This window comes from Rhizobium sp. WSM4643 (assembly GCF_025152745.1).
GTDB lineage: Bacteria > Pseudomonadota > Alphaproteobacteria > Rhizobiales > Rhizobiaceae > Rhizobium > Rhizobium leguminosarum_I.
In genome coordinates this window covers 98,161-121,656 of the sequence record NZ_CP104042.1, presented here as the reverse complement: position 1 = coordinate 121,656, position 23,496 = coordinate 98,161, and the positions used below count along the sequence as shown (strand labels likewise).

General features: G+C 61.5%; 23 protein-coding genes and 1 pseudogene. 8 read left to right on the top strand and 16 right to left on the bottom strand.

The window, feature by feature from the left end; all coding sequences use genetic code 11:
• Positions 1-109 precede the first annotated feature (109 nt).
• Positions 110-1,003, top strand: a complete 894-nt coding sequence (locus N1937_RS27455) for a ribokinase (RefSeq protein WP_170256901.1) — start codon at positions 110-112, stop codon at positions 1,001-1,003.
• Positions 1,004-1,108: 105 nt separating this feature from the next.
• Positions 1,109-1,942 (top strand): inositol monophosphatase family protein, encoded by an 834-nt coding sequence (locus N1937_RS27450; protein ID WP_260060135.1) that lies wholly within the window; start codon positions 1,109-1,111, stop codon positions 1,940-1,942.
• A 181-nt stretch (positions 1,943-2,123) separates the two neighbouring features.
• On the opposite strand, the gene N1937_RS27445 is transcribed toward N1937_RS27450, so the two are convergent.
• From N1937_RS27445 to N1937_RS27420, 6 genes are all read right to left on the bottom strand, one after another.
• Positions 2,124-2,597 carry a chemotaxis protein CheW gene (locus tag N1937_RS27445; RefSeq protein WP_131665805.1) on the bottom strand — a complete coding sequence of 158 codons (474 nt, stop codon included), beginning with the start codon at positions 2,595-2,597 and terminating at the stop codon, positions 2,124-2,126.
• Positions 2,597-4,387, bottom strand: coding sequence for a methyl-accepting chemotaxis protein (locus N1937_RS27440; RefSeq protein ID WP_260060131.1), 1,791 nt, complete (start codon positions 4,385-4,387; stop codon positions 2,597-2,599). Before N1937_RS27440 ends, N1937_RS27445 begins: the two co-directional genes overlap by 1 nt.
• A 320-nt stretch (positions 4,388-4,707) precedes the next feature.
• Positions 4,708-5,796, bottom strand: a complete 1,089-nt coding sequence (locus N1937_RS27435) for an ABC transporter ATP-binding protein (protein ID WP_162116671.1) — start codon at positions 5,794-5,796, stop codon at positions 4,708-4,710.
• 29 nt (positions 5,797-5,825) lie between these two features.
• The gene (locus N1937_RS27430) at positions 5,826-6,653 is read right to left on the bottom strand and encodes an ABC transporter permease (RefSeq protein ID WP_017969194.1); all 828 of its coding nucleotides are present in this window, start codon (positions 6,651-6,653) and stop codon (positions 5,826-5,828) included.
• Positions 6,650-7,540: an ABC transporter permease gene (locus N1937_RS27425; protein ID WP_170256905.1), complete on the bottom strand. Its 891-nt coding sequence runs from the start codon at positions 7,538-7,540 to the stop codon at positions 6,650-6,652. Before N1937_RS27425 ends, N1937_RS27430 begins: the two co-directional genes overlap by 4 nt.
• Complete coding sequence (locus tag N1937_RS27420; protein ID WP_260060129.1) at positions 7,540-8,685, bottom strand: extracellular solute-binding protein; 1,146 nt, start codon at positions 8,683-8,685, stop codon at positions 7,540-7,542. Before N1937_RS27420 ends, N1937_RS27425 begins: the two co-directional genes overlap by 1 nt.
• A 186-nt stretch (positions 8,686-8,871) precedes the next feature.
• On the opposite strand from N1937_RS27420, the gene msrA reads away from it, so the two are divergent.
• Entirely contained in the window at positions 8,872-9,381 is a 510-nt protein-coding gene (gene msrA, locus N1937_RS27415) for a peptide-methionine (S)-S-oxide reductase MsrA (protein ID WP_260060127.1), read from the top strand.
• Positions 9,382-9,387: 6 nt separating this feature from the next.
• Here the strand turns inward: msrA and N1937_RS27410 are convergent.
• Positions 9,388-10,259, bottom strand: a pseudogene (locus N1937_RS27410) (LysR family transcriptional regulator).
• Between the two features lie 95 nt (positions 10,260-10,354).
• On the opposite strand from N1937_RS27410, the gene N1937_RS27405 reads away from it, so the two are divergent.
• Both N1937_RS27405 and N1937_RS27400 read left to right on the top strand, forming a co-directional pair.
• Positions 10,355-11,140, top strand: a complete 786-nt coding sequence (locus N1937_RS27405; RefSeq protein ID WP_260060125.1) for an SDR family oxidoreductase — start codon at positions 10,355-10,357, stop codon at positions 11,138-11,140.
• A 27-nt stretch (positions 11,141-11,167) separates the two neighbouring features.
• A complete protein-coding gene (locus tag N1937_RS27400) occupies positions 11,168-11,866 on the top strand; it encodes a ribonuclease activity regulator RraA (protein WP_260060123.1) in 699 nt (232 codons plus the stop codon).
• Positions 11,867-11,927: 61 nt separating this feature from the next.
• Here the strand turns inward: N1937_RS27400 and N1937_RS27395 are convergent, their stop codons facing one another.
• The 6 genes from N1937_RS27395 to N1937_RS27370 are packed head-to-tail and all read right to left on the bottom strand — an operon-like array spanning position 11,928 to position 19,159.
• Entirely contained in the window at positions 11,928-13,217 is a 1,290-nt protein-coding gene (locus tag N1937_RS27395) for an amidohydrolase family protein (RefSeq protein ID WP_260060121.1), read from the bottom strand.
• 25 nt (positions 13,218-13,242) lie between these two features.
• Positions 13,243-14,187 (bottom strand): ABC transporter permease, encoded by a 945-nt coding sequence (locus tag N1937_RS27390; protein WP_260060119.1) that lies wholly within the window; start codon positions 14,185-14,187, stop codon positions 13,243-13,245.
• Positions 14,184-15,233, bottom strand: coding sequence for an ABC transporter permease (locus N1937_RS27385; RefSeq protein WP_260060118.1), 1,050 nt, complete (start codon positions 15,231-15,233; stop codon positions 14,184-14,186). Before N1937_RS27385 ends, N1937_RS27390 begins: the two co-directional genes overlap by 4 nt.
• Entirely contained in the window at positions 15,223-16,755 is a 1,533-nt protein-coding gene (locus N1937_RS27380; RefSeq protein WP_260060254.1) for an ABC transporter ATP-binding protein, read from the bottom strand. The genes N1937_RS27385 and N1937_RS27380 overlap by 11 nt, the downstream gene beginning before the upstream one ends.
• On the bottom strand, positions 16,752-18,164 hold the full coding sequence (locus tag N1937_RS27375) for an amidase (protein WP_260060117.1): 1,413 nt from the start codon (positions 18,162-18,164) through the stop codon (positions 16,752-16,754). Before N1937_RS27375 ends, N1937_RS27380 begins: the two co-directional genes overlap by 4 nt.
• Before the next feature lie 8 nt (positions 18,165-18,172).
• On the bottom strand, positions 18,173-19,159 hold the full coding sequence (locus tag N1937_RS27370) for a BMP family protein (RefSeq protein ID WP_130705739.1): 987 nt from the start codon (positions 19,157-19,159) through the stop codon (positions 18,173-18,175).
• Between the two features lie 208 nt (positions 19,160-19,367).
• Between N1937_RS27370 and N1937_RS27365 the strand changes: the two genes are divergently transcribed.
• Genes N1937_RS27365 through N1937_RS27355 form a run of 3 tightly spaced genes read left to right on the top strand, consistent with a single transcriptional unit; the run spans position 19,368 to position 21,540 of the window.
• Positions 19,368-19,997 carry a CDP-alcohol phosphatidyltransferase family protein gene (locus tag N1937_RS27365; protein ID WP_260060253.1) on the top strand — a complete coding sequence of 210 codons (630 nt, stop codon included), beginning with the start codon at positions 19,368-19,370 and terminating at the stop codon, positions 19,995-19,997.
• Positions 19,994-20,614 (top strand): lysophospholipid acyltransferase family protein, encoded by a 621-nt coding sequence (locus tag N1937_RS27360; RefSeq protein ID WP_260060114.1) that lies wholly within the window; start codon positions 19,994-19,996, stop codon positions 20,612-20,614. The genes N1937_RS27365 and N1937_RS27360 overlap by 4 nt, the downstream gene beginning before the upstream one ends.
• Positions 20,611-21,540 (top strand): phosphatidate cytidylyltransferase, encoded by a 930-nt coding sequence (locus tag N1937_RS27355; RefSeq protein WP_260060113.1) that lies wholly within the window; start codon positions 20,611-20,613, stop codon positions 21,538-21,540. Before N1937_RS27360 ends, N1937_RS27355 begins: the two co-directional genes overlap by 4 nt.
• Positions 21,541-21,554: 14 nt before the next feature.
• On the opposite strand, the gene N1937_RS27350 is transcribed toward N1937_RS27355, so the two are convergent.
• The 3 genes from N1937_RS27350 to N1937_RS27340 form a co-directional block, all read right to left on the bottom strand.
• The gene (locus N1937_RS27350; RefSeq protein ID WP_260060111.1) at positions 21,555-21,878 is read right to left on the bottom strand and encodes a chaperone modulator CbpM; all 324 of its coding nucleotides are present in this window, start codon (positions 21,876-21,878) and stop codon (positions 21,555-21,557) included.
• Between the two features lie 2 nt (positions 21,879-21,880).
• Positions 21,881-22,795, bottom strand: coding sequence for a J domain-containing protein (locus N1937_RS27345; protein WP_260060109.1), 915 nt, complete (start codon positions 22,793-22,795; stop codon positions 21,881-21,883).
• Between the two features lie 117 nt (positions 22,796-22,912).
• Positions 22,913-23,380: a universal stress protein gene (locus tag N1937_RS27340; RefSeq protein ID WP_260060107.1), complete on the bottom strand. Its 468-nt coding sequence runs from the start codon at positions 23,378-23,380 to the stop codon at positions 22,913-22,915.
• Positions 23,381-23,496: the final 116 nt, after the last annotated feature.

Genomic DNA, 23,496 nt, shown 5'->3' with positions numbered 1-23,496 from the left:
AGCGCGAAGCGGTTTTGCCGGGAATTGCGTAAAAACAAAAGCTTAGAACGGTGCTGCGATTTTATGAAAAGCTAAACCGCTCTAAACCCCACCTTGCGAAAGCGGATGCATGCGCGCCTACATAATCGGTAACGTCGCCATCGACGAAACCATCGCCGTCTCCGAACTTCCCGTCATCGGCGCCTCCATTCTGGGCAATGCCGGGGGCAGCGATCTCGGCGGCAAGGGCACGAACCAGGCGGTCGTCATGGCCCGCTGCGGCGTTCCGACAACGCTGGTGGCGCCGGTCGGCAGGGATGCCAGGGCCGATACCATTCGCCATTACCTCGCGGACGAACCGCTTCAAAGCGAACTGATCGAAATGGAAAATGCATCGAGCGATGTCTCGATCATCTTCCGGCTGCCGAGCGGCGAAAATGCCATCGTCACGACGACGGAATCGGCGCAAAGCCTGTCCCTCTCCCATGTCAGGCGGACGCTGTCGGCGGCCGGTAGCGGCGATTTCATAATGCTGCAGGGCAATCTGTCCGACCGGACGACACGCGACATTCTCGAGCATGCAAGAGCGATCGGCATGGTCACCGCTTTCAATCCCTCGCCGGTGCGCACCTATTTCTCCGATCTTTGGGGATTGATCGACATCGCCTTCCTCAACAAGGGCGAGGCGCAGGCCCTGACGGGAACGACGGGCAGGGATGCTGCCGAATATCTGCTGAGCCGAGGGCTGCGCGAAATCGTCCTGACGCTGGGCGGCGAAGGCGCGACGCTGGTGAATCGGCACGATAGCATCGAAGTGCCCGCCCAGGTCTGCGATGTTGTGGATACAACGGGCGCAGGCGATACATTCATGGCCGCAGCACTTGCATCCTGCGCGCTGCGCGGACAGCGGTTGGACAGGCTAGCCATCGAACACGCAGTGGCAGCCGCAGCCATCACCGTCTCAAGACATGGAACAAGAAAGGCGTTTCCGACCATTTCCGAGCTTGAAACGATCCTGCGATAATCCGCTCGGCATGAGCGCGCTTCATAAAATCATCATCGGCCTCTGCGAAGGGATGGGCTCCTTGCGATTCACTCCGTCATATCCAGCAGCATCCGGACCTTTCTCATGACATCTTCCCCGATTTCCGCGCGTCTTTCCCCGACCGCCTCGTTCCGCCTTGTCGTGCTTGCCGAAACGGTATTGAAGGCGGGCGAAACTGCCCGCGGCTCCCTGCGGCGGCGCAGATCCCAGGAGATGCTCGCCAAGGCGCCGCGCGACTATCAGACCGAAATCGATCTCGCCGTCGAGCGGATCATCGTCGACGAGATGACGAAGGCCTTCCCGGACTACGCCATCCAAGGCGAGGAAGCCGTCGGCAACCGCACGGCGGGTCCCGAAACGCCTGTTATCTACATCGACCCGATCGACGGCACGACCAATTACGCCTGGGGCGTTCCGCATTTCGGCATGACGATCTCGATCGTCGAAAGCGGCAGGCTCGTCATGGGCGTCGTCTATGACGCCATGCAGGACGAGCTGTTCAGCGCCGAGATCGGTGGCGGCGCTTATCTGAACGGCGAGCGTATCCACTGCGCCGATGTCGGCGACGTCGAGAACGTGCTTGTCGGCGCCGGGCTGCCGATCCCCGGCCAGGTCACGGCGGTTGCGGAAGAGACCTATTTCGAGGCCATCAAACGCCTGATGGCGAATACGGCGGGTGTGCGCCGCCTCGGCTCGGCGGCCCTGTCGATCGCCTATGTCGCCTGCGGCCGGCTGGACGGATTCTTCGAGGACGGGCTCGCGATCCATGATTTCGGCGCCTCGGCTCTGATGGTCGAAGAGGCGGGCGGCATCGTCACCCGTTTTTCCGGCGCTAAGGTTGTCGGAAAGAGCGACATCCTGGCTGCCAGCAAGGCGCTGCATCCCTGGCTGCTGGAAGGCTTCCAGATCAGGACGTGAACCGATGCATTCCGGCGCAATTATCCCGGTTTCGCATAGGCGAATGCCGCGCCAACAACTGTGTTGGCGCGGTACTAGAGGACGATGCCTATGGGCGGTTTTCGGACGACATCATGCTCTATTTATTTGATTTAGATGCTGATTCAGATTTTAGGCCGAGCCGGCCTAAAATCATCAGCATCTAAGCGGCCAATGCTTCGTCATCGTCAGCGAACATCCGGGTCAAGCTGAGGAAGCAAATCATCCCAGACTGGTGAGTGATAATTCCTTCACAGTATGAGCGGTCCGGCGAACTGACAATCTCTGGAGCCTGTTGCAGATCATCGGCGTTGATCGAAAGCATATCGGTGACCTGATCCACCATAAGGCCGATCGGTTTGCCGTGAACTTCGGCGACCACGATTGCGCTGCGTTCGGTCGCTTCCGACGAAGGCATCCCCAGCTTGCGACATAAGTCGATGGTGGGAATGACGACGCCTCGCAAGTTAATGATGCCGACCATTTCCGGCGGCGCGTGCGGGATCGGCGTCGAAGCTGCCCATCCACGGATCTCTCGAATGGAGGTGGTTTCGATACAGAAGCTCTGACCATGCAATTGGAATGCAATGATTTCGAGAGACGTGCGTCCATCGCGATTTTTGGATGTCGACGCCATCAAAACTCCTCCCAGCTGTCGCCGCCTTTGAGCGCCACATTGCCGCTGAATGCTCGGGCAACCTTCGCCGTCATCTGACGGGCTGGCGACGGCATAGCCCGCAAATGCCGGTCGGCTGCAACCGGGACGGCGCGAGGTGCACCGGCACCTGTCCCGATGTTGAACTGACCGAGGAGATCGAAGAGTTGATCTGCTTCCTTGGCAAGGCTATGCGCCGCGGCCGTCGTCTCCTCGACCATGGCGGCATTTTGCTGTGTGCCCTGGTCCATCGTATTGACGGCGGTGTTGATTTCCTTGAGACCCGTTGCCTGCTCTTTGGAGGCTTCGACGATGGCGCCGACATTACCGTTGACCTGGACGACCTGGGTCACGATTTCCTGCAATGCCTTGCCGGTGTTACCAACCAATGTGACACCGCTTTTGACGTGTTCGTTCGAGGCGTTGATCAGCTCCTTGATTTCCTTTGCCGCCTTGGCCGATCGCTGGGCGAGTTCGCGAACTTCCTGAGCGACGACGGCGAAGCCCTTGCCAGCGTCGCCGGCCCGGGCCGCTTCAACACCTGCATTGAGCGCCAGAAGATTGGTCTGGAATGCGATCTCGTCGATCACGCCGATAATGTTGGCGATCTCGCTGGCGGACTTTTCGATCTTGCCCATCGCGTCGACGGCTTGACTGACAATGTTGCCAGAATTTTCCGCGTTCTCCTTGGTCTTGCGAACAAGCTGCCCTGCTTCCTGGGCGCGGGAACTGGAATCAGCGACGGTGGTTGTGATCTCCTCCAGCGCAGCGGCCGTCTCCTCGACGGAAGCAGCCTGCTGCTCGGTACGCTTGGACAGATCGTTCGAGGCGGATTGTATTTGTTGCGATGCCGCAGCGATGGCGCCAGCGTTCTGCGAGATTGTCTGCAATGTAACGCGAAGCTTCGATGAAGCGTCGTTAAAATCAGCGCGCAGCTTCTCCAAGGCGGGCAGGAAGGGCATGGCGATGGTCTGCATCAGATCGCCCTCTGACAAAGCTTTTAGCGCTCCCGCGAGCTGGTCGACATTTCCGACGCGCGTGGTGACATCGGTCGCAAATTTGACGACCTTGAACACTTTGCCGTTCATGTCGAAGATCGGATTGTATGATGCCTGGATATGGGCCTTCTTGCCGCCCTTGCCGATGCGCAAGAACTCATCCGCAACAAATTCTCCCGCGGCAAGCTTCGTCCAGAACCGACGATAGTCTTCACTGTTGCTATAGCTTGGCTCACAGAACATCGAGTGATGTTTGCCCTGGATTTCCGCCAGTTCGTAGCCGAGTGTCGTCAGGAAATTCTCATTTGCGGTGAGAATATCGCCTTTCGGAGTGAACTCGATGACTGCCTGGGCGCGCGAGATGGCGTTCAGCTTACCGCTATCTTCGGCCGCCTTGAGCTTCTGCGCGGTGATATCGGTCGCGAATTTGACGACCTTATACGGCTTGCCCCCGCGAATGACCGGGTTGTAGGAGGCCTCGATCCAGACCTCCGTGCCGCCCTTGCCGATGCGCTTATATTGCCGTTGATCGAACTGGCCGCGCGCTAGTTTTGCCCAGAAGTCTTTATAGTCGGAACTGGCTGCCTCAGCCGGATCGACAAAGAGGCGATGATGTTGACCGACGATTTCGGAAAGCTGATAACCGAGCGCCCGGCAAAAGTTTTCGTTCGCGGTGATGATTGTACCATCCAGCTTGAACTCGATGATCGCCTGAGACTTGCTCATCGCTTCGAGAACGGCCCTTGCATCGGCGCCTGCGCCAAATCCCAACATTCATTCCTCCATAGTTTCACAATGGCCAATTATTGCAGGCGGGAAGCCATCAAATACCATCACTTTTGATAGGGCCAATTCTTAAATGAAGACATTTATAATATGTAAATGTACGAATGCATTCGTGTAAGATTCGCGCATTTCTATTTGAATTGTTTCAGATAATCGAAATGGCGGTCGCTCCGCACAACCACGGATACATAAAAAGCCTATGGAAAAAGTAGAATAAACTTTAACTTTAGTTCGAAAACACCGACCTGGTATCAGATCACACGGCGTGAGCCGGCACAGTCAACATCTGAAGCGCCGCTCATGCCGAATCAAAGGCATGTATTCGACTTGATTCGCTCACCGGGGTACTGCGGCAGGATCTGCAACTCGGAATGCACAAGCTCGTTGTGACGGAAGATAAAAAAGCGGGAGAAGCACGGCTCGACCCTCATCCCGGCCCGGATCCGATCGTCCGGCGCCATCATCGCCTTCAGACGGGTGCCGTCGGCAAGATCGACATCGACCATCTTGTGGGTGCCGAAATCGACGATGCGATGGACTGTCGCGGCATCGACGCGGTCCGAGGAACGGATCGTCAGCGCTTCCGGGCGGGCGGCCAGCGTCACCGGCCCATCCTCGACGGGAACCGCAAGCGGGAACAGCGGATGCTCGCAGACACCGTTTCTAACGCGGCTCTGGACAAAATTCATCGAGCCGATGAAACCGGCGACGAAAGCTGTCTGCGGCTGCCGGTAGATAGTGCTTGGCGGCGCGATCTGTTCGGTGCGTCCGTCGCGCATGACGACGATGCGGTCGGCGAGCGCTAAGGCCTCGTCCTGGCCATGGGTGACGAAGAGCGTGGTGATGCCGAGGCGCTGCTGGATATCGCGCACTTCCTCCCGCAGCCTTTCGCGCAGATGCTGGTCAAGGCTGGCGAAGGGCTCGTCGAGCAGAAGGATCTTCGGCTCGAGCACGAGCGAGCGGGCAAGCGCGACGCGCTGCTGCTGACCGCCGGAGAGCTGAGTCGTCATCCGCCGTCCGTAATCGGCGAGACCGACCAAGGCTAAAGCATCCTCGACACGCTGGCGAATCTCCGCTTTCGGCAGCCGGCGGAGCTTCAGGCCGAAGGCGATGTTGTTGAAGACATCCATGTGCGTCCAGAGCGCATGGCTCTGAAACACCATGCCGGTCGGGCGCCGCTCGGGCGGCAGCGCCGTCACATCCTTCGCATCGATGCGGATCGTTCCGCCGCTCGGGCGCTCGAAACCGCCGATCATTCTGAGAAGCGTCGACTTGCCGGAACCGGATGGGCCGAGCAGGCAGACGAGCTCGCCATCGCTCACTTCGAGCGAGAAGTCGCGAACGGCAAAGGTGGTCCCGAACAGCTTCGAAACGCCCTCGATCGAAAGATGTGCCATTCTCAAACCCTTTCCTGATAAGCGATGCCTTAGGCGCCGAAGCCTCTCGCAAAGGCGCCGGTGCCGATCACCCGGCGGGCAAACATCAACGCGATGAAGGACGGCACCCACAGCATGACTGACAGTACGGCACCGTATTGCACGACGATCTGATTGTTGATGAAGCTGATCATTAGCACCGGCATGGTGCGGACTTGAGGCGCGCCGATTAGCCAGGCGCCTTCGGTCTCGTAGAATGTGCCGACGAAGGTCAAAAGCAGTGCTGCTGATATCGTCGGTGCGGCCTGCGGCAGGGTGATCGACCAGAAGACGCGCAGCGGGGTTGCGCCGGCATCGCGCGCCGCCTCTTCCATGCGCCGGTCGACATTCTGGAAGGCTGCGACCGGAATCCAGATCATCAGCATCAGCGTGCCGACAAGCTGGATCAACACAACGCCCCAGAAGGTGCTGATCAGGCCGAGCTGCAGGAAGATGCCGGCAATGGCGACGAGCAGGCCGAATTTCGGAAAGGCATGCGATGAGAGGAACGACAGGAACAGGATGTTTCTGCCGGGAAAGCGCATGCGCGCGAAGGCGTAAGCCGCGGGAAGGCAGATGACGGCGGAAAGAATGGTCACCGTGGCGGTCAGCCGCAAGCTGAGGAAGAGCGCGTCCCAGACATCCGGACGCGCCAACGTCTGGCCCCAGAAACGCAGGCCGAACTGCTGTGGGATCACCGAGGGGTAACGCCAGATCTCGGTGAAGGCCCATGTCCCGACGACGATCAGCGGCAGCGCGATGAACAGCGTCAGCAGGCAGGCGAAGAGCAAGCCGATCCAGTCGAAGCGCAGGCCGAAGCTCGATCTGCCGGCACTCATGGCCGGGCCTCGCGGTTGCGGGCGATCGACCTGATGTAGAGAATGCCGAAGACTAGGCAGAAGCCGAAGGTGATGACGGCCTGGGTCATGGCGTTCAGCGGGTCGTTCATGTCGGCAAAGGTGCGCTGCATGAACGGTCCCATCATCTCCGGCGATGCCGAGCCGAGCACATAGGGCAGGGTGAAGGCAGAGAAGATGCCGAGCACGGCGAAGGACGCGGTCACCAGCAGGGAATTGCCCATGCGCGGCAGGATGATCGAGATGAACACCCGGAGCGGCCTTGCACCGACATCGCGGGCGGCTTCGATGGCGCTGTTCGAGACGGAGGAGAGCCCTGATGTCAGCATCAGCACCGTCAAGGGAAGATTGTCCCAGACGAGGCCGATGACCGGCCCCCACGGCGTCAGATAGGGCGTACGCAGCTTGGGCAGGCCGATGGCATTCAGCAGCAGGTCGACGGTGCCGTTCGGACCGATGGTGCGGATCAGCGCATAGGCCAGAATGATCGACGGCACGAACATCGGGAAGATCGCGAGAGCCTGCACATAGGCGGCAAGGCGTCCTTGCGAGAACCGGAGGTAAAGCGCGATTGGAAGACCGATCGCCAGAAGCAGAATGCCGCAGACGGCAGTGGTCCAGAGCGTCAGCCACAGATTGCCGAGGCTGTAGCCGTCGGTGAAGAAGAAGCGGTAAGAGGCAAGCGAAAACTGCGTCGCGCCGTCGGGGCCTCGAACGAAAATCGTGCCGAAGACCGCCGATAAGATCGGGAAGACGATCAGCCATGCGAGCAGGAAGACCGGCAGGGCAACGAGGAGGAGCCCGATCGAGCTCCCCCTGTTGATGAACGGGTGACGGCGCAGAACCGCCGGCGCAGTGTCAGTGGACATCAGGTGCGGCTGATACCCGGAGCGACATTGCGGTACCAGCCGTCGGCGATCGCCTTTTCCCAATCGCCGCCCGGGAAGGTCGGGATGGTCGACGGAATGACGTCGGCATATTTCTTGCGGAGGTCGTCGGAAATGTGGTCCCACGAGATGGCGGGGAAGCCGCCGATCTCGGTGATGATCGCTTCCTGCATTTCCTTCGTCAGCATGAATGCAGCCAGCTTCAGCGCCGCATCCTTGTTGGCGCCGTTCGAGAAGACGGTGATGCTGGAGAAGCCGCCGCAAAGGGCAAGATCGGTAAGCTGCACGAGGCCGGTTGTATCAGGCAGCACGCCCTGCGAGATTGCCTGCAGCACCTGGTCCGACCAGACCGGCACCATGGTAACGACGCCCTGGGCGAGCAGCTGGATCGACTGGGTGTTGCCTGATGTATAGGCGCCCTTGTCGTAGAGCGCGGGCGCGAGGTCGTTGAGGATCTTCCAGGCCGGCGTCAGCGTCTCAGTGGCGAAGTCGGCTGTGAAATTATCGATCTTGAACTTCTTCGGATCGCGGCCATTGGCCTCATGGATCGCGCGGCGGACGAAATTTCCGCCTGAACCGCCCTTGTCGGGTCTGTTGTAGATGAACTGGCCCGGACTGGCCTTGATCCATGCGGTGAGCTGATCCCAGCTCTTTGGCGCATCCTTCGGATCGAGCTTGGTCGTGTCGTAGGCGAGAAGCACCTGCGAACCGCGATAGGGAAGGGAGTAGGGGGTATCGAAGGCAAGCGGGTTGATATGGTCGTAGCCTTCGATGTTTTCGGCGGAGAATTTGACCCAGAGCCCGGCATCGATGCCGCCGGACGGCAGGCGCGGATCGAATTGCTCGAAAACGTCAGCCTGCGGATTGGTCTTCGTCTTCAGTGCGGCGAGCGCACGGTCGGCGATGGCGCGCAGACCATTATTGTCGCCGGCATCGGTCACCTTCAGCGCAACACCCGGATGCGCCTTTTCGAAGGCCGGGCGGATGACGTTGTTCCAGAGGTCGACGATGTTGGCATCCGAACCGCTGTAGAGATCGATCGTGCCGGCCGCAGCCGATGCGAAACGCGGAAGAGCCAGCAGACCGGCTGCAGCTGACGATGTGATCAGAAATTCGCGTCTATTCATAACCGTCTCCATCAGGTGTCGAGGCTCAGCCTCCGCAGGATTGTCCAAGGCTTTGCTAGCGCCGGCGCGTAACATCGACATGACAGGATCGGGCGTATCGGCAGGGAAATTGCACAGCTGTGCTGATTGCCCCGAGTGGAAATCGGCGGCAGGAGATACTATCTCTTGCGGAAAAGGAGATATCCAATGACCGAAGAACGTGCAGTCCTCGCCGGTGGTTGCTTCTGGGGTATGCAGGACCTTATCCGCCGATACAAGGGCGTGATTTCGACCCGCGTCGGCTATACCGGCGGCGATGTGCCAAATGCCACCTACCGCAACCACGGAACCCATGCCGAGGCGATCGAGATCATCTTCGACCCCGCAATGATCAGCTATCGGGAAATCCTCGAATTCTTCTTCCAGATCCACGACCCGAGCACGCGCAACCGCCAGGGCAACGATGTTGGCTTGAGTTACCGCTCGGCGATCTTCTACGTCACTCCTGAGCAGGAGCGCGTCGCCAGGGATACGATCGCCGACGTCGATGCATCAGGCCTGTGGCCTGGCAAGGTCGTCACCGAAGTTGTGCCGGTCAGCGATTTCTGGGAAGCCGAACCCGAGCACCAGGATTATCTGGAGCGGATTCCGAATGGCTATACCTGCCATTTCGTCCGGCCCGGCTGGAAGCTGCCGGTCCGCCAGAAGATCGCCTGAAATTGATCAGGCTCCCATCGCCGCGCGGCTGGTTTCCAGAAGCGCGGCGACGAGATTTGTCCTCGGCGAGGATCGCGTCACCACGATGCCGACGGTGCGCACGGCGGACGAGCGGGGCAGGGGCAGCTTGAGGATATTAAGCCCAGCCGGCCAGGGCGGCGCCCAACCGGCACGATCGATATCCCGAGACCACGGTCTACCATCACCGCGATCGCCTCCAGCGCGTCAAGCTCATAACGCTCGACCGGATGGATGCCGATCTCGCGCAGATATTCCTCGGCGATGTGGCCGCCCCACTGGTTGCGGTCGTAACGGATGAAGGGCAGGGTCTGCAGGAGTTCGAGCGGATCCGCGCCTTCGCAGTCCCGCGGAGCGATCAGCACCAGGGGTTCCTGGCGCAGCTTGTTGAAAGTCAGCGTCTTTTGTATCGGAAATCGCGGTTCGATGATGAAGGCCGCATCCAGCCCGCCGTTCAAAACCTCGGCATAGAGGTCCATCGAAGCGCCCGGCTTGAGGAAGATCTCGATCAGCGGATAGTCCTGGGCGAGACGGTGGAGAATGTCGGGAACAAGACCGGTTAGCGCCGTATTGATCGCCCCGATCCGCATCTCGCCCGAAATCGTCGCGGTGCCGGCCATCGCCTTCAGGTCGCGTGTATCGCGCACCAGATCCCTGCAGCGTTCGAGAATGGCAAAACCCGCCTCCGTCGGCCGCATGACGCGGCCGGAGCGCACCAGCAGCCGCACCCCGAGCTCAGCCTCCAATGCGCGGATGCGCTGGGCGACGGCCGCAGGCGTGAGGTTCAGCCGCTGGGCGGCTTCCGCCAGCGAGTGCCGCTCGGCAACGACAATGAAGGTTTCGAGAAAACGCGTGTCCATCGATAGTTTTTCTATCTCTTGAACGAAGCAGAAGCGATATTTTATTTATAGTCCATTGCTCCGAAGGATGGCCGATCATTGAGGAGACGGATGGAATGGATTTCGGCCTGAAGGACAAGACCGCCCTGGTGCTTGGCGCCGGCGGCGGACTGGGCAGCGCGATTGCCGTCAAACTTGCGCGCGAAGGCGCCAGAATTGCCGCAGCGGATATCGACCTCGCCGCCGCTGAGAAGACCGCGGCTGCGATCGAATCCGAAGGTGGCAAGGCGCTGGCACTACAATGGGATCTTTCCGATCTCGATTCAATCGATGCGCATGTCGCTGCAATCGAACGGCAGTTCGGACCGGTCGACATCCTTGTCAACAATACCGGCGGCCCACCACCGACCACCGTCTCCGGCCAGGATCCGACGCTCTGGAACCAGTATTTCCAGAGCATGGTGCTCTCCGTCATCGCCATTGCCGATCGTGTGCTGCCTGAGATGCGGGCGCGCAAATGGGGGCGCATCGTCACCTCGACCTCGTCGGGCGTGGTCGCGCCGATCCCCAATCTCGGCATCTCGAAGGCACTGCGCCTGTCATTGGTCGGCTGGTCGAAAACACTGGCGCGCGAGGTCGGGCGCGACGGCATCACCGTCAACATCGTCCTGCCGGGCCGGATCGCCACCGGCCGCATCACCTTCCTCGACGAGCAGAAGGCCAAACGCGAAAACCGCTCCATCGATGACGTCGTCGCAGAAAGCACCGGCAGCATTCCGCTCGGCCGCTATGGCCGGCCCGAAGAATATGGCAATGTCGTCACCTTCCTGGCGAGCGAACCTGCCTCCTATCTCACCGGCTCGGTGATCCGCGTCGATGGCGGCATGATCCAGAGCATCTGACAGAAACCGAATTGGAACCGATAACCGATGGCTCTCAGCGCTGAAGCGATAGCAACCCTCAAGGCCGTCTCGACGGCGACCCTGACGACCGTTCTTTTGAAGAAGGGCCTGCGAAACGTCTGGATCCGCGGCGCCGTTCCCCTGAAGCCCGGCCAGCCCCGCATCGTCGGCCCTGCCTTCACCCTGCGCTTCGTGCCGGCCCGCGAAGATCTGGCGACGCCGGCATCCTGGGCCTCGCCGATCTCGACGCGCGCCGCGATCGAGGCGATGCCGGAGGGCTGTGTCGCCGTCGTCGACGCGATGGGCGTCACCGATGCCGGCATCTTCGGCGATATCCTCTGCGCCCGCATGCAGAAGAGAGGCGTTGCCGCACTCGTCACCGACGGCGTTGTCCGCGACCTTGCCGGCGTGCTCGATGCCAACCTGCCGGTCTGGTGCAGCGGCGTCGCAGCACCGCCTTCAGTCGCCGGCCTCACCTTCGTCGCTTGGCAGCAGCCGATCGGCTGCGGCGGCGTGGCTGTTTTCCCCGATGACATCATCGTCGTCGACCAGGACGGCGCGGTGCTGATCCCGGCCGATCTGCTCGACGCCGTGCTGACCGAAGCGCCGGAACAGGAGCGCATGGAAGCCTGGATCATGACCAGGATCGATGAAGGCACGCCGTTGCCCGGCCTCTATCCGATGAGCGCCGAAACCAAGGCGCTCTATGAGGCTTCGAAGAAATAGGCTCCTGGCAAAGACGGATTGAGGAGGTCGCGACTTCCAGCCCCCTTCTTTCCGCCGCCTTTCAATAACGAGGTGCGTAATCCAGGCCGCCGTCGATCCGTGCCGGGCGCCCGGTGAGGAAGAGCTCGCCAATGCGCGGCGCCGAGCGGGCGATGACCTCGCCACGGCGGATCACCGCCAGTCGGTTCGGCTTCAGCCGTAACGCTTCCAGCGTGTCGCTGGCCTGAAGGATGACGAGGTCGGCGTTGCATCCCTTTTCCAGGCCGTAGCCTGCAAGTCCCATCGTCTTCGCCGAATTGACGGTCAGCGCGTCGAAGATCCTCTTCTTGTCGTCGATGCCGGCCATCTGCGCGACATGGATTGCCATATGTCCAACCTCCAGCATGTCGCCCGATCCCATCGAATACCAGGGGTCCATGACGCAGTCGTGCCCGAAGGAAACGTTGAGCCCGGCATCCATCAGCTCCCGCACGCGGGTCATGCCGCGGCGTTTCGGATAGGTGTCGTGCCGGCCCTGCAGCATGATGTTGATCAGCGGATTGGGGATGACGTTGATCGCAGCCTCCGCCATCAGCGGAATGAGCTTGGAGACGTAATAATTGTCCATCGAGTGCATCGAGGTCAGATGCGAGCCGGCGACACGTCCCTGCAGGCCGAAGCGGATGGTTTCCGCAGCCAGCGTCTCGATATGGCGAGAGAGCGGATCGTCGGTTTCGTCGCAATGGATGTCGACCGGCAGGCCGCGATCGGCGGCGATGCGGCAGAGCGCCTCGACCGACGCCGTACCTTCGCCCATGGTCCGCTCGAAGTGCGGAATGCCGCCGACGATATCGACGCCCATGTCGAGGGCGCGGTTGAAAGCATCGATTGCGCCCGGCGAGCGGTAATAACCGTCCTGGGGAAAGGCGACCAGCTGCAGATCGATATAGGGCGCGACCTTCTCGCGAACCTCGATCATCGCCTCGACGGTCACCAGCCTCGGATCGCTGGTATCGACATGGCTGCGGATGAAGAGCAGCCCCTGCGTCACCGCCAGATCGCAGTAGCGCAACGCACGATCGACCAGTTCCTCCTTCGTCACGATCGGGCGCAACTCTCCCCAGAGCGCAATGCCCTCGAGCAGCGTGCCGGATACGTTCATGCGCGGCAGGCCGAGCGACAGGGTGGCGTCCATATGGAAATGCGGATCGACGAAGGGCGGGCTGACCAGCCGGTCGGTCGCGTCGATCTCTTCTCCTGCCTGCGCCTGGAGATTGGGCTCGACAGCGATGATCTTGCCGCTCTGGATGCCGATATCGATACCCTTTCGGCCATCGGGGAGATTTGCATTTCTGACGATCAGATCGAGCATCGGAGCCTCATTGGAAAGGATAGGTTCAGCGTTCGCCGCGCCGATAGGGCTGCATCAGCGCCTGTGGAACGCGGGCGCGGCGGGCCATGACGGCAAGGGCGGCAATGGAAAGGATATAGGGCGTCATCAGAAATAGCTGATAGGGCACGAGCCCGCTGAGTGCGGTTTGCAACCGAAGCTGAAAGGCGTCGAAAAAGGCAAAGAGCAGGGCGCCGAACAGCGCGCGGCCCGGCCGCCAGGAGGCGAAGACGACGAGCGCGATGCAGATCCAGCCGCGTCCCTGCACCATTGTGGGAAAGAAGCTGTTGAAGGCCGACAGTGTCAGGAAAGCGCCACCCATTCCCATCAGCGCGCTTCCCATGATAACCGCGCCATAGCGCACCTTCATCGGATTGACGCCCTGGGCTTCGGCTGCATGCGGGTTCTCGCCGGTCATGCGGATTGCAAGCCCCACGGGCGTGCGGAAGATGACGTAGGCCATCAGCAGGGCGATGCCGATCGCCAGATAGGTCGGCGCCGTCTGCGTGAAGAAGGCCGGCCCGATGAAGGGCAATGTCGAGAGACCCGGAATGGCGATTGGCTGGAACGGCATGATGGTGGGCGGGGTATTGGCAAGCGGCACGATTAGCCGGAAGACATAATAGCTGAAGCTGGAGGCAAACAGCGTGACGCCGAGACCGGAGACATGCTGGGAGAGGCCGAGCGTTACCGTCAGCCCCGCATGCAGCAGGCCGAAGACGCCGCCGGCCACCGCCGCAATCAGCAGGCCGGTCCAGAGATCGGCGCCGTGATAGACCGAAAGCCAGCCGATCATCGCACCGAAGGTCATGATGCCTTCGATGCCGAGATTGAGCACGCCGGCGCGCTCGCAAAGCAGTGCGCCGAGCGTGCCGAAAATCAGCGGCGTGGCGATCCGCAGGATTGCCGCCCAGAGCCCTGATGAAGCGATGATGTCGAACAGTTGCATCATTGCCGGATCCTGTATTGGGTAAAGAACAATGCGATCAGCATCGTCAGCAGCGACAGCGCCACCGTGACATCGGCGATATAGGTCGGGATGCCGAGGCCGCGGCTCATACCATCCGCGCCCACGAACATGGTGGCGGTGAAAATGGCGGCGAAGACAACGCCGAGTGGATCGAGGTTGGCGAGCATGGCGACGACGATACCGGCATAGCCGAAGCCCGGCGACAGGTCGGTCGTCACATAACCCTTGACGCCCATGACCTCGATCGCTCCAGCGAGCCCCGCAAGCCCGCCGGAGAGACAGGCGACCTTCACCAGCGTTCTGCCGAGCGGGACGCTGGCAAAGACTGCACCGGTGGGATTGAGGCCTGCGGCGCGCGACTGCATGCCAAACACGGTGCGCGACTGGATGAAATGGACGACAACAGCCAGCGCGATTGCAATCGCAAAGCCGATATGCAGGCGCGAGCGGGCGATCAGCTTCGGCAGCATGGCGTGATCGCTGACGGATTGCGACTGCGGCCAGCCGAAGGCCAGCGGATCCTTGAGAACGCCATCGATCAGCATCGAGACGAACAGCACGGCGATGAAGTTCAGGAGCAGGCTGGTGACGACTTCATCGACCGAGAAGCGCAGCCTGAGCCAGAGCGGGATCAGGATCAGCACCATGCCGGCAATGGCGCCGACCAGCAGCAGCAGCGGAATGAGGATGGGGGCGGGAAGATCGCCGAACAGCTTCGAGCTTGCCGCGGCAACGGCGATGGCGCCGAGATAGAACTGACCCTCGGCACCGATATTCCAGAGCCGCGCCCGGAAGGCGACGGCGGCGGCAAGTCCTGTCAGCATCAGCGGCGTTGCCCGCGTCAGCGTTTCGGTTGCCGAGAGGCGCGAGCCGAAAGCACCGGTCAGGATGCGCCAATAGGCATCGAGAACAGGTGCGCCGGCAATAGCGATCAGGATGCCGGCCAGCGCCAGCGCGGCAATCACCGCGATCACAGGCGTGACGATCAGCAGGTAAAGCGGACGGTGCTCGCGGCGCTCAAATCGCATGGCCGGCCTCTGGGGTTTCCTGCCATTCGCCGGCCATCATCAGCCCCAGCTTGCGGGCACCGGCGCTTTCGGCCTCGACGGGCGGAGACAGGCGCCCCCCGACGATCGCCTGGATGCGATCGGCAAGCGCGATCACCTCGTCGAGGTCTTCCGAGATCAGCAGCACGGCGGTACCCTGGCGGCGGGCTTCGAGCAGGCGGGCGTGGACAGCCGCCACGGCCCCTTCGTCGAGACCGCGCGCCGGCTGCGCGGCAATCAGGATGCGCGGCCGCCGATGCAGGTTCCGGCCGAGAATAAGCTTTTGCATATTGCCGCCCGAGAGCAGCCGGGTGCGCATGGCCGGGCCGCCGCCGCGGACATCGAATCCGTCGATAATTTCCCTGGCAAAGGCCATGCCCGCCTTGCGGTTGACGAGGCCACGGCGCGAAAAACCCGGTGAGGCGATGCGCTCCAGCACGGCGTTTTCCCAGATCGCCATTTCACCGATCACGCCCTCCTCGTTACGATCCTCGGGAATGCGGCCGATGCCGGCGTCGACGACATCGGAAACACCAAGATTGCCGATGGCTTCCCCGAACAACATGAGGTCGCCGCCGCTACGCGCCAGCATCCCGGAGAGAAGATGCGCCAATGTCGCCTGGCCATTGCCCGAAACGCCGATGATGCCGAGGATCTCGCCCTGGTGCAGCCGGAAGCTGATCGACTTCAGCCGATCGATGCCGCCGATGCGCACCGTCACATCGGCGGCTTCGAGGGCAACGGCGCCCGGTGTCGACGGCTCGCGCACCGGCCGCGTCACGCGGCGTCCGACCATCAGTTCGGCAAGTTCCGCCTTGCTGGTTTCCGACGCCCTGCGCTCGGCGACCATCTTGCCGCCGCGTAAGACCACGATGCGGTCGGCCGCTGCCATGACCTCGTCGAGCTTATGCGAGATGAAGATCAGCGACAGCCCCTGGCGGGCCATTTCCTTCAGCGTCGTGAACAGCCGCTCGGCCTCGATGTTGGTCAGCACCGCCGTCGGCTCGTCGAGGATCAGGATGCGGGCATCGTTGTAGAGCGCCTTGAGGATCTCAACGCGCTGCTGCTCGCCGACCGACAAGTCGCCAAGGCGGGCATCCGGATCAACCTTGAGGCCGAAGCGCTCGGAAATTGTGAGCAGCTTCTTCCGCGCCGCTGTTGTTCCCGAGCGCCAGGACCACAGTCTTTCAGTGCCGGTCATGACGTTTTCGAGAACGGTCAGATTCGGCGCCAGCGAAAAATGCTGATGCACCATGCCGATGCCGGCGCGGATCGCCGCACGCGGCTTGCCCTGCGGAACCTCCGCACCCTCGATCAGAATTCGCCCGGCATCCGGCATGTAATGGCCGAAAAGGATGCTCATCAGCGTGGTCTTGCCGGCACCATTCTCGCCAAGCAGGGCCACGACCTCGCCCTTGGCAAGCGTCATGGAAATATCGTCATTGGCCAGATTGTCGCCGAAGCGCTTGCTGACGCCGATAATTTCCAGCACAGGCCCGGTCATGACGGCAATCCCGCAACGGGAAAACGGTGCTGCCATCGCCCCTCGGCCTCCAGGCGTGCGGCAAGCGACAGCAGACGCGGCTCGTGACCCATCGGCGCCATGATTTGCACCGGCAGCGGCATAGCATGCTCATCCTGTCCGAAAGGCAGTGTCAAAGCAGGAAAACCCGAAATATTGGCGAGGCAGGCAAGCGGCGCAAATGCCGTCATCCGCTCGAGATGCAGATCCGTGTCGGCATGATCGGATGGAAAGGAGCCGATCACAAGAGGTGCGGAAGATAGCATCGGCATGAGGATGCAATCGACCCTGTCGAACAGCGCCCAGAGGTTACGGCTCACCAGAACGGCATCGTTCAGACTGTTCCAGAGTGATGTCGCCGGAAGCGCCCGTCCGCGCGCCGCAAAGGCCTGCGTCAGCGGCTCGGCCCTGCTTTCATCGAGTGCTGTCGCCTTCATAAGTGCAGCCAGATTGACGGAGACGATATCGGCGAAGGCGCGGCCGCCGGCGGCGACGCTCCATTCGAACTCGGCCCAGGCGAGCGGAACGACCTCATGTCCGTCGCTCTCCAGCGCACGGGCCGCAGCCTCGACGACTGCGAGCCGATCACCGTCGGTCGGATAGGCCGAGCCGGTATCGGCAAGCAGGCCGATCCGCAAACGGCCGTTATCGCTATCGACAGGGGAGGGGTCGGGAAAAGGTCCTCGCGATTTGCCGCTCAGCCTGTCGAAAATCAGCGCCGTATCCCGCACCGAACGGCAGACCGCGAGTTCGCTCGCGATACCGGCCAAGTGGTTGCCGAAGGATGGCCCGCCTGGAATGGCGCCGCGCGTCGGCTTCATTCCGACGAGGCCGCAGCAGGCGGCGGGCACACGGATCGAGCCGCCGGCATCGGTGGCATGCGCGATGGCGACGATTCCGGCGGCAACGGCTGCCGCCGCACCGCCGGAAGAGCCGCCCGCGGTCCGTGCCGGATCGAGCGGATTGCGGCAGATCGGCCCGATCGCCGGTTCGCTGGCGAGCGACAGGCCGAATTCTGGGCTGGTCGTCAGGCCGAATAGGCAGAAGCCGGCGTCGCGGAAACGAGCAGCGAGATCGGAATCCGCTTCGCTGCCCTTTCTTTCGAAGAGGTAGGAACCGGCCGTGACCGGTAGCCCGGCGAAGGGGCCGCCAAGATCCTTTGCCAAGGTCGGCACGCCGGCAAAGGGCCTTGCCGCAAAGCGATCGGGCGCGCTTTGCCGCTCACTGTCGCGGTCATCGGCCGAAGCGAGGCCCATGGCGGCATCGAGATAGGCGACCGCGCCGAGTGGCTCCTGCAGCACGGCTGCGGCAAGAGAAGCCTGCATCGCCTCCGCAGCGCTCAGCTTGCCACGCCTGATCGCCGCCGCCAGATCCGTCGCATCGCCCTGCATGATCCGAATTACTTCGGCTCGTCCATCATCTTCGGAACTTCGAAGGTGCCGGCCTTGATCTCCGCCCGCTTGGCTTCCATCGCAGCCTCGGCATCGGCGGGCGCCACACCCTTGACGAAGACGATGTCGCTGCCGCCTTCCTTCATCAGGCCGTAAGAGGTGTAGTTCCTGCCGACCGGCTTTCCGGCCGCGACATCGGCGATGGCGGCGTTCAGGATCGGGCGGAAATACCACATGGCGTTGGCGAACACCGTATCGGGATAACGCGGCGTATAGTCGATCAGCGAGCCGACCGACTTGATGCCGCGTTCCTTGGCGGCATCGGCCGTGCCGATGCGCTCGCCGAACAGGATGTCGGCGCCGGCATCGATCTGGGCAAGACCGGCTTCGCGGGCCTTCGGCGGATCGAAGAATGTGCCGATGAACGAGACGAGGTGCTTGGCATCGGGATTGACCGCCTTGACGCCCGCCGCGAACGCGTTGATCAGCATGTTGACCTCGGGGATCGGAATGGCGCCGACCGAACCGACGACATTCGACTTGGTCATCTTGCCCGCCAGCATGCCGGCAAGATAGGCGCCGTCATGGTTCCAGGTGCCGAAGACGCCGAAATTGTCGCCGGCCTGCTCACCGCTCGAACCCAGCACGAAAGCGGTATCGGGATAGTCGGCTGCGACCTGCCGGGCCTCTTTTTCCACCGCATAGGCCTCGCCGATGATCAGCTTGTTGCCCTGTTCGGCATATTCGCGCATGGCGCGCGGATAATCGGTGCCGGAGACGCCTTCGGAGAAGACATATTCGATCATGCCTTCCTTAGCCGCGTCCTGCAGGGCCTTGTGCAGACAGGAATTCCAAGCATTTTCCACCGGCGACGCATGAATGCCGGCAACCTTCAGTGGCGCAGCCGCCCTTGCCAGCGGGGCGAAGCCGCTGACGCCGAGCGCAATGCCCGACGCAATCACTGCCCGGCGTGAGATCAGCATGTCTTTGGTCATTGTTTTGCTCCCCTTTTTTTTACCATTTGGTTCAAAAATCATAGTAGCGCCCAAAAATGTGTCAAGCGGTAAACGGGCTTAAAAATCAGGCTGTTCGACCCATGCTCGCCGAAGCGCTGAGGCGATGGGCTGGATTTACAAGGTGTTATATCTTGGCGTGAGGACATCGGCAGGATATGCAAGCATCATTGGGGTTGGGGGACATGAAATGGGGGAAGAAGAGGACGCCTCTCGGCGACCGATCGCGAGCCGGTCGTCGTCCTGGGCCATCGGCCTCAGCGCGTGGCTGGCGCGGAGCGGCGCGACACCGAACGGCATTTCGCTTTTATCGGTCGTATTCGCGGGTATAGGCGCAGCGCTCATTGTTTTCACAACACATCCGATTGCCATGGTTTGTGCCGCGATCTCGGTACAACTGCGGCTCGTCTGCAATCTGCTGGATGGAATGGTCGCGATCGAGGGTGGAAAGAAAACCAAGAGCGGGCCGATCTACAACGAATTCCCCGACCGGGTCGCCGACAGCCTGTTTCTGATCGCGGCTGGTTATGCCTGCGGGTTTGGCTGGCTTGGCTGGTTGTGTGCGCTGCTCGCAGCCCTTACTGCCTATATCAGGGTGTTCGGGGGATCGGTGGGCCTGCCGCAGGATTTCAGCGGCATCATGGCCAAGCAACGCCGCATGGCCGTGCTGACAGCGGGTCTCCTTGCCCAGAGCGTTGAGACGCTGATATCCCCCAGCCATTGGTCGCTGATCCTTGCATCCGCGATCATCGCGGCCGGCAGCCTCGTCACCTGCATCACCCGCACGTTGAGGCTGAAACATTCCCTGGAGAGACTATGATCGCGATTATCCGTCGGTTTCTCGTGCTGCTCGTCCGTATCCTGGTCGGCGCCCGAAGCGAGTGGCGGGGCTGCGCGCCCGATCCCAGCCGCCGCATCTATTTCGCCAATCACAACAGCCATATCGATACCGTCGCCGTCATGGCCGCCTTGCCCTGGCCGGTGCGCCGGATGACCCATCCGGTTGCGGCGCGCGATTATTGGGGAACGAGCGCCTTTCGCCGTTTCATCGCGGAGAAAGGCCTGCGCGCCGTCTTGATAGACCGCAAGCCTCTGCCCGATACCGACCCCCTGGCTCCGATAGAGCGCCTGCTTGAGGAGGGGCGCTCAGTCCTGATTTTCCCGGAAGGAACGAGAAGCACCACCGATGAGATCGCCCCGTTCCGCAGCGGCATCTTTCGCCTTGCCTGCCGTTTGCCCGATGTCGATCTGGTGCCGATCCATCTCGACAACCTCCAGCGCATCCTGCCGAAGGGAAGCATGCTGATCGTGCCGATCACCTGCACGGCACGCTTCGGCAAACCGCTGCGCGTCGAACCGGGCGAGGAAAAGGCTGAATTCCTGGCGCGCGCCCGTGCCGCCGTCATCGAACTCGCGGATGGGGGACACACGGCATGACCAGTATGTTCTCTCTCGTGCTGGCCGCTATCCTCGGCCTGCTAGCCGTCGCCTCCTCCATCGGTTTCATCCTTCAGCGACGCGCGACGGAGCCCGGCTCCGTCGCCACCGTCCATAATCTGAACGCCCGCATCCGCTCCTGGTGGATCATGGTCGCAGTCTTTGGCGGCGCGATCCTGTTCGGCGAAACGTCGACGGTCACGCTGTTCGCATTTCTATCCTTCATGGCGCTTCGCGAATTCTGGACGCTGACGCCATCGCGACGCGGCGATCATGTGGCGCTTTTCCTGTCGTTCTTCGTGGTCCTGCCGATCCATTACGTGTTGCTCGGAACCGAGTGGTACGGCCTCTTTTCCATCTTCATCCCGGTCTATGCCTTCCTGATCCTGCCGGCGGTGGCGACCCTGACCGGCGACGTCAACGAATTCCTCGCCCGCAGCGCAAGGGTGCAATGGGGATTGATGCTGACGGTCTATTCGATCAGCCATGCTCCCGCCCTCCTCATGCTGGAGACCGGTACCCCGCCGGCACTTCTTCTCGTCTATCTGGTCGTGGTCGTGCAACTCAGCGACGTCTTCCAATATGTCTGGGGCAAGCTCCTCGGAAAGCACCGGTTCTCGCCGAACATCAGCCCGTCGAAGACGATCGAAGGGCTGGTCGGAGGCGGCGCCTCGGCCATCCTCGTGGGAACACTGCTATATCGCCTGACGCCGTTCTCGCCGCTGCAGGCAGCTGCCATCAGCACGGTCATCGTCGTCGCCGGCTTCTTCGGTGGTTTCGTGCTCTCCGCCATCAAGCGCGATCTCAATGCCAAGGACTGGGGCTATGTGATCGAGGGTCACGGCGGCGTGCTCGACCGTCTGGATTCCATCACCTTCGCAGCGCCGCTGTTCTTTCATATCATCCGCTATTGGTTCACCGTGTAGAAAATTGGTTCTGGCTAAAACCGGTCGATCTCCTCGAGGCTATCGAACAGCCGGCGCTGAACATCCCGCTCCTGCATGCTGATGGCGGTCATCAGCTTGCCCATCGTGCCCCGCAGGCCGTGCAACTGGTCGACCAGGTCCATGATGACATCGACGCCGGCTTCGTTGACACCCATGTTTCCCATGAGATCCAGGATCAACCGGGCGCGTGCGACATCGGCGTCCCGAAATTGCCGTTGGCCGCCTGACGTCTCCGGGATCAGCCAACCCTCTTCGACCCAGAGGTCGAGCTGGACGATATCGATTTTCAAGTAAAGACGGAATTCGAGATCATCCATGATCAGGCCTCCATGTTCTTTCTCGGATCGTATGGGTTAGCCGTCGCCCATTCCTCGATGAAGGACTTCAGTCGTTCATCCGGGGCATCGGGCAGCACGATCTTCAGGGAGATGTAGACGTCGCCATGTTCGCCGCCGCGTTTTGCAACACCCTTGCCCTTGAGACGCAGCACCTTGCCGGTGTTGGAATGAGGCGGCAGCGTCAGATTGACAGGTCCTGACGGCGTCGGCACACGAACCTTGCCGCCGAGCACGGCCTCGCCGAGCGAGATCGGCAGTTCGAGCCGGATGTCGTCGCCGTCGCGCGTGAAGAAGCGGTGCGGCCGCACACGGATGTCGATGAGGGCATCGCCCGCCGGCCCGCCGCCGAAGCCCGGCTCGCCCTTGCCGCGCAGCCGCAAAGTCTGGCCGTCGCGCGTTCCCGGCGGGATCTGTACATCGAGCGCTAGGCCCTCCGGCAGCTTGATCTCAGTCCTGGTGCCGTTGACGGCGTCGAGAAAGCCGACTTCCATCGAGAAATGGCTGTCCCGGCCACGACTGCGGGCCTGGCCGCCGCCGGTACGTCGCGAAAAGAAATTGGCAAAGATATCGTCGGCATCACCGAAATCGGCAAAGCCTGCGCTGTTGTGATAGGGGTCGCCAGGGCCGCTCTTCGAGGCATAGTCACGGTAATAATTGCGCTGCGCCCGCTCGGCACCTGTTATATCGATCTCGCCGCGATCGAAGCGTCCGCGTTTTTCCTCGTCGCTCAAGATCTCGTAGGCGGTTGAAATTTCCTTGAACTGTGCCTCGGCTTTTTTGTCGCCGGGGTTGAGGTCGGGGTGAAGTTTCTTGGCGAGCTTGCGGAACGCGCTTTGAATGTCCTTTTGCGTCGCATCCCGCTTTACGCCCAGAAGCTCATATGGATCCTGGCTCATGCATCTCTCCGGTCAGGCAGCGAATACTGCTGGTTGGCTTGGGGATGATATAGGTTGTCGGGCCGGCCCCGGGGAGGGGAGGTCGTTCGTGATCGACTTCATCAATCCGCAGCGGAGCTAGAGCAACGCCGCGTCTTCCACTTGAGGCGCCGAGCCTTGATGCGTGGGATCGGGTCGCCGGTCGATGAGAACCGAGCACCCGGCGTGGCGCATGACCTTGTCGACGATCGAGGAGAAGACGTAGTCGGTAATATCCGTCACATGGGATGAAAGCAGGATGAGATCGGCCGACTTCTCCCTTGCGACGGAGACGAGCAGGGAGGCGGCAACGCCGACGCGCACCTCGATCGTCGCCGGAATTCCCATCTCCTTGCAGAGCGATGCAAGTTTCTTTTCTGCGTCGACGATGGCGGTCGTTTCGAATTCCTCGGGAAGCTCCGTCAGGTGACGGCGCGGGATATTCTCGATGACGTGCATGACGACGATGCTTCCACCTTCGTCCACCAGCGCAGCAGCCCGGCGCAGAAGGCGGCTTGCCGTTTCCCTGGAACCCATGCCGATGCCGCAGATGATCGTCCGATACATTGAAATCCATATCCTTGAATGCGAATGATAGCACCGATCATACCGGTGTCGACCGTCCCGACATTGACGAATATCAAGCTAAAAGTGCCGCAACGGCAGCGCGCATGAAACGGCCA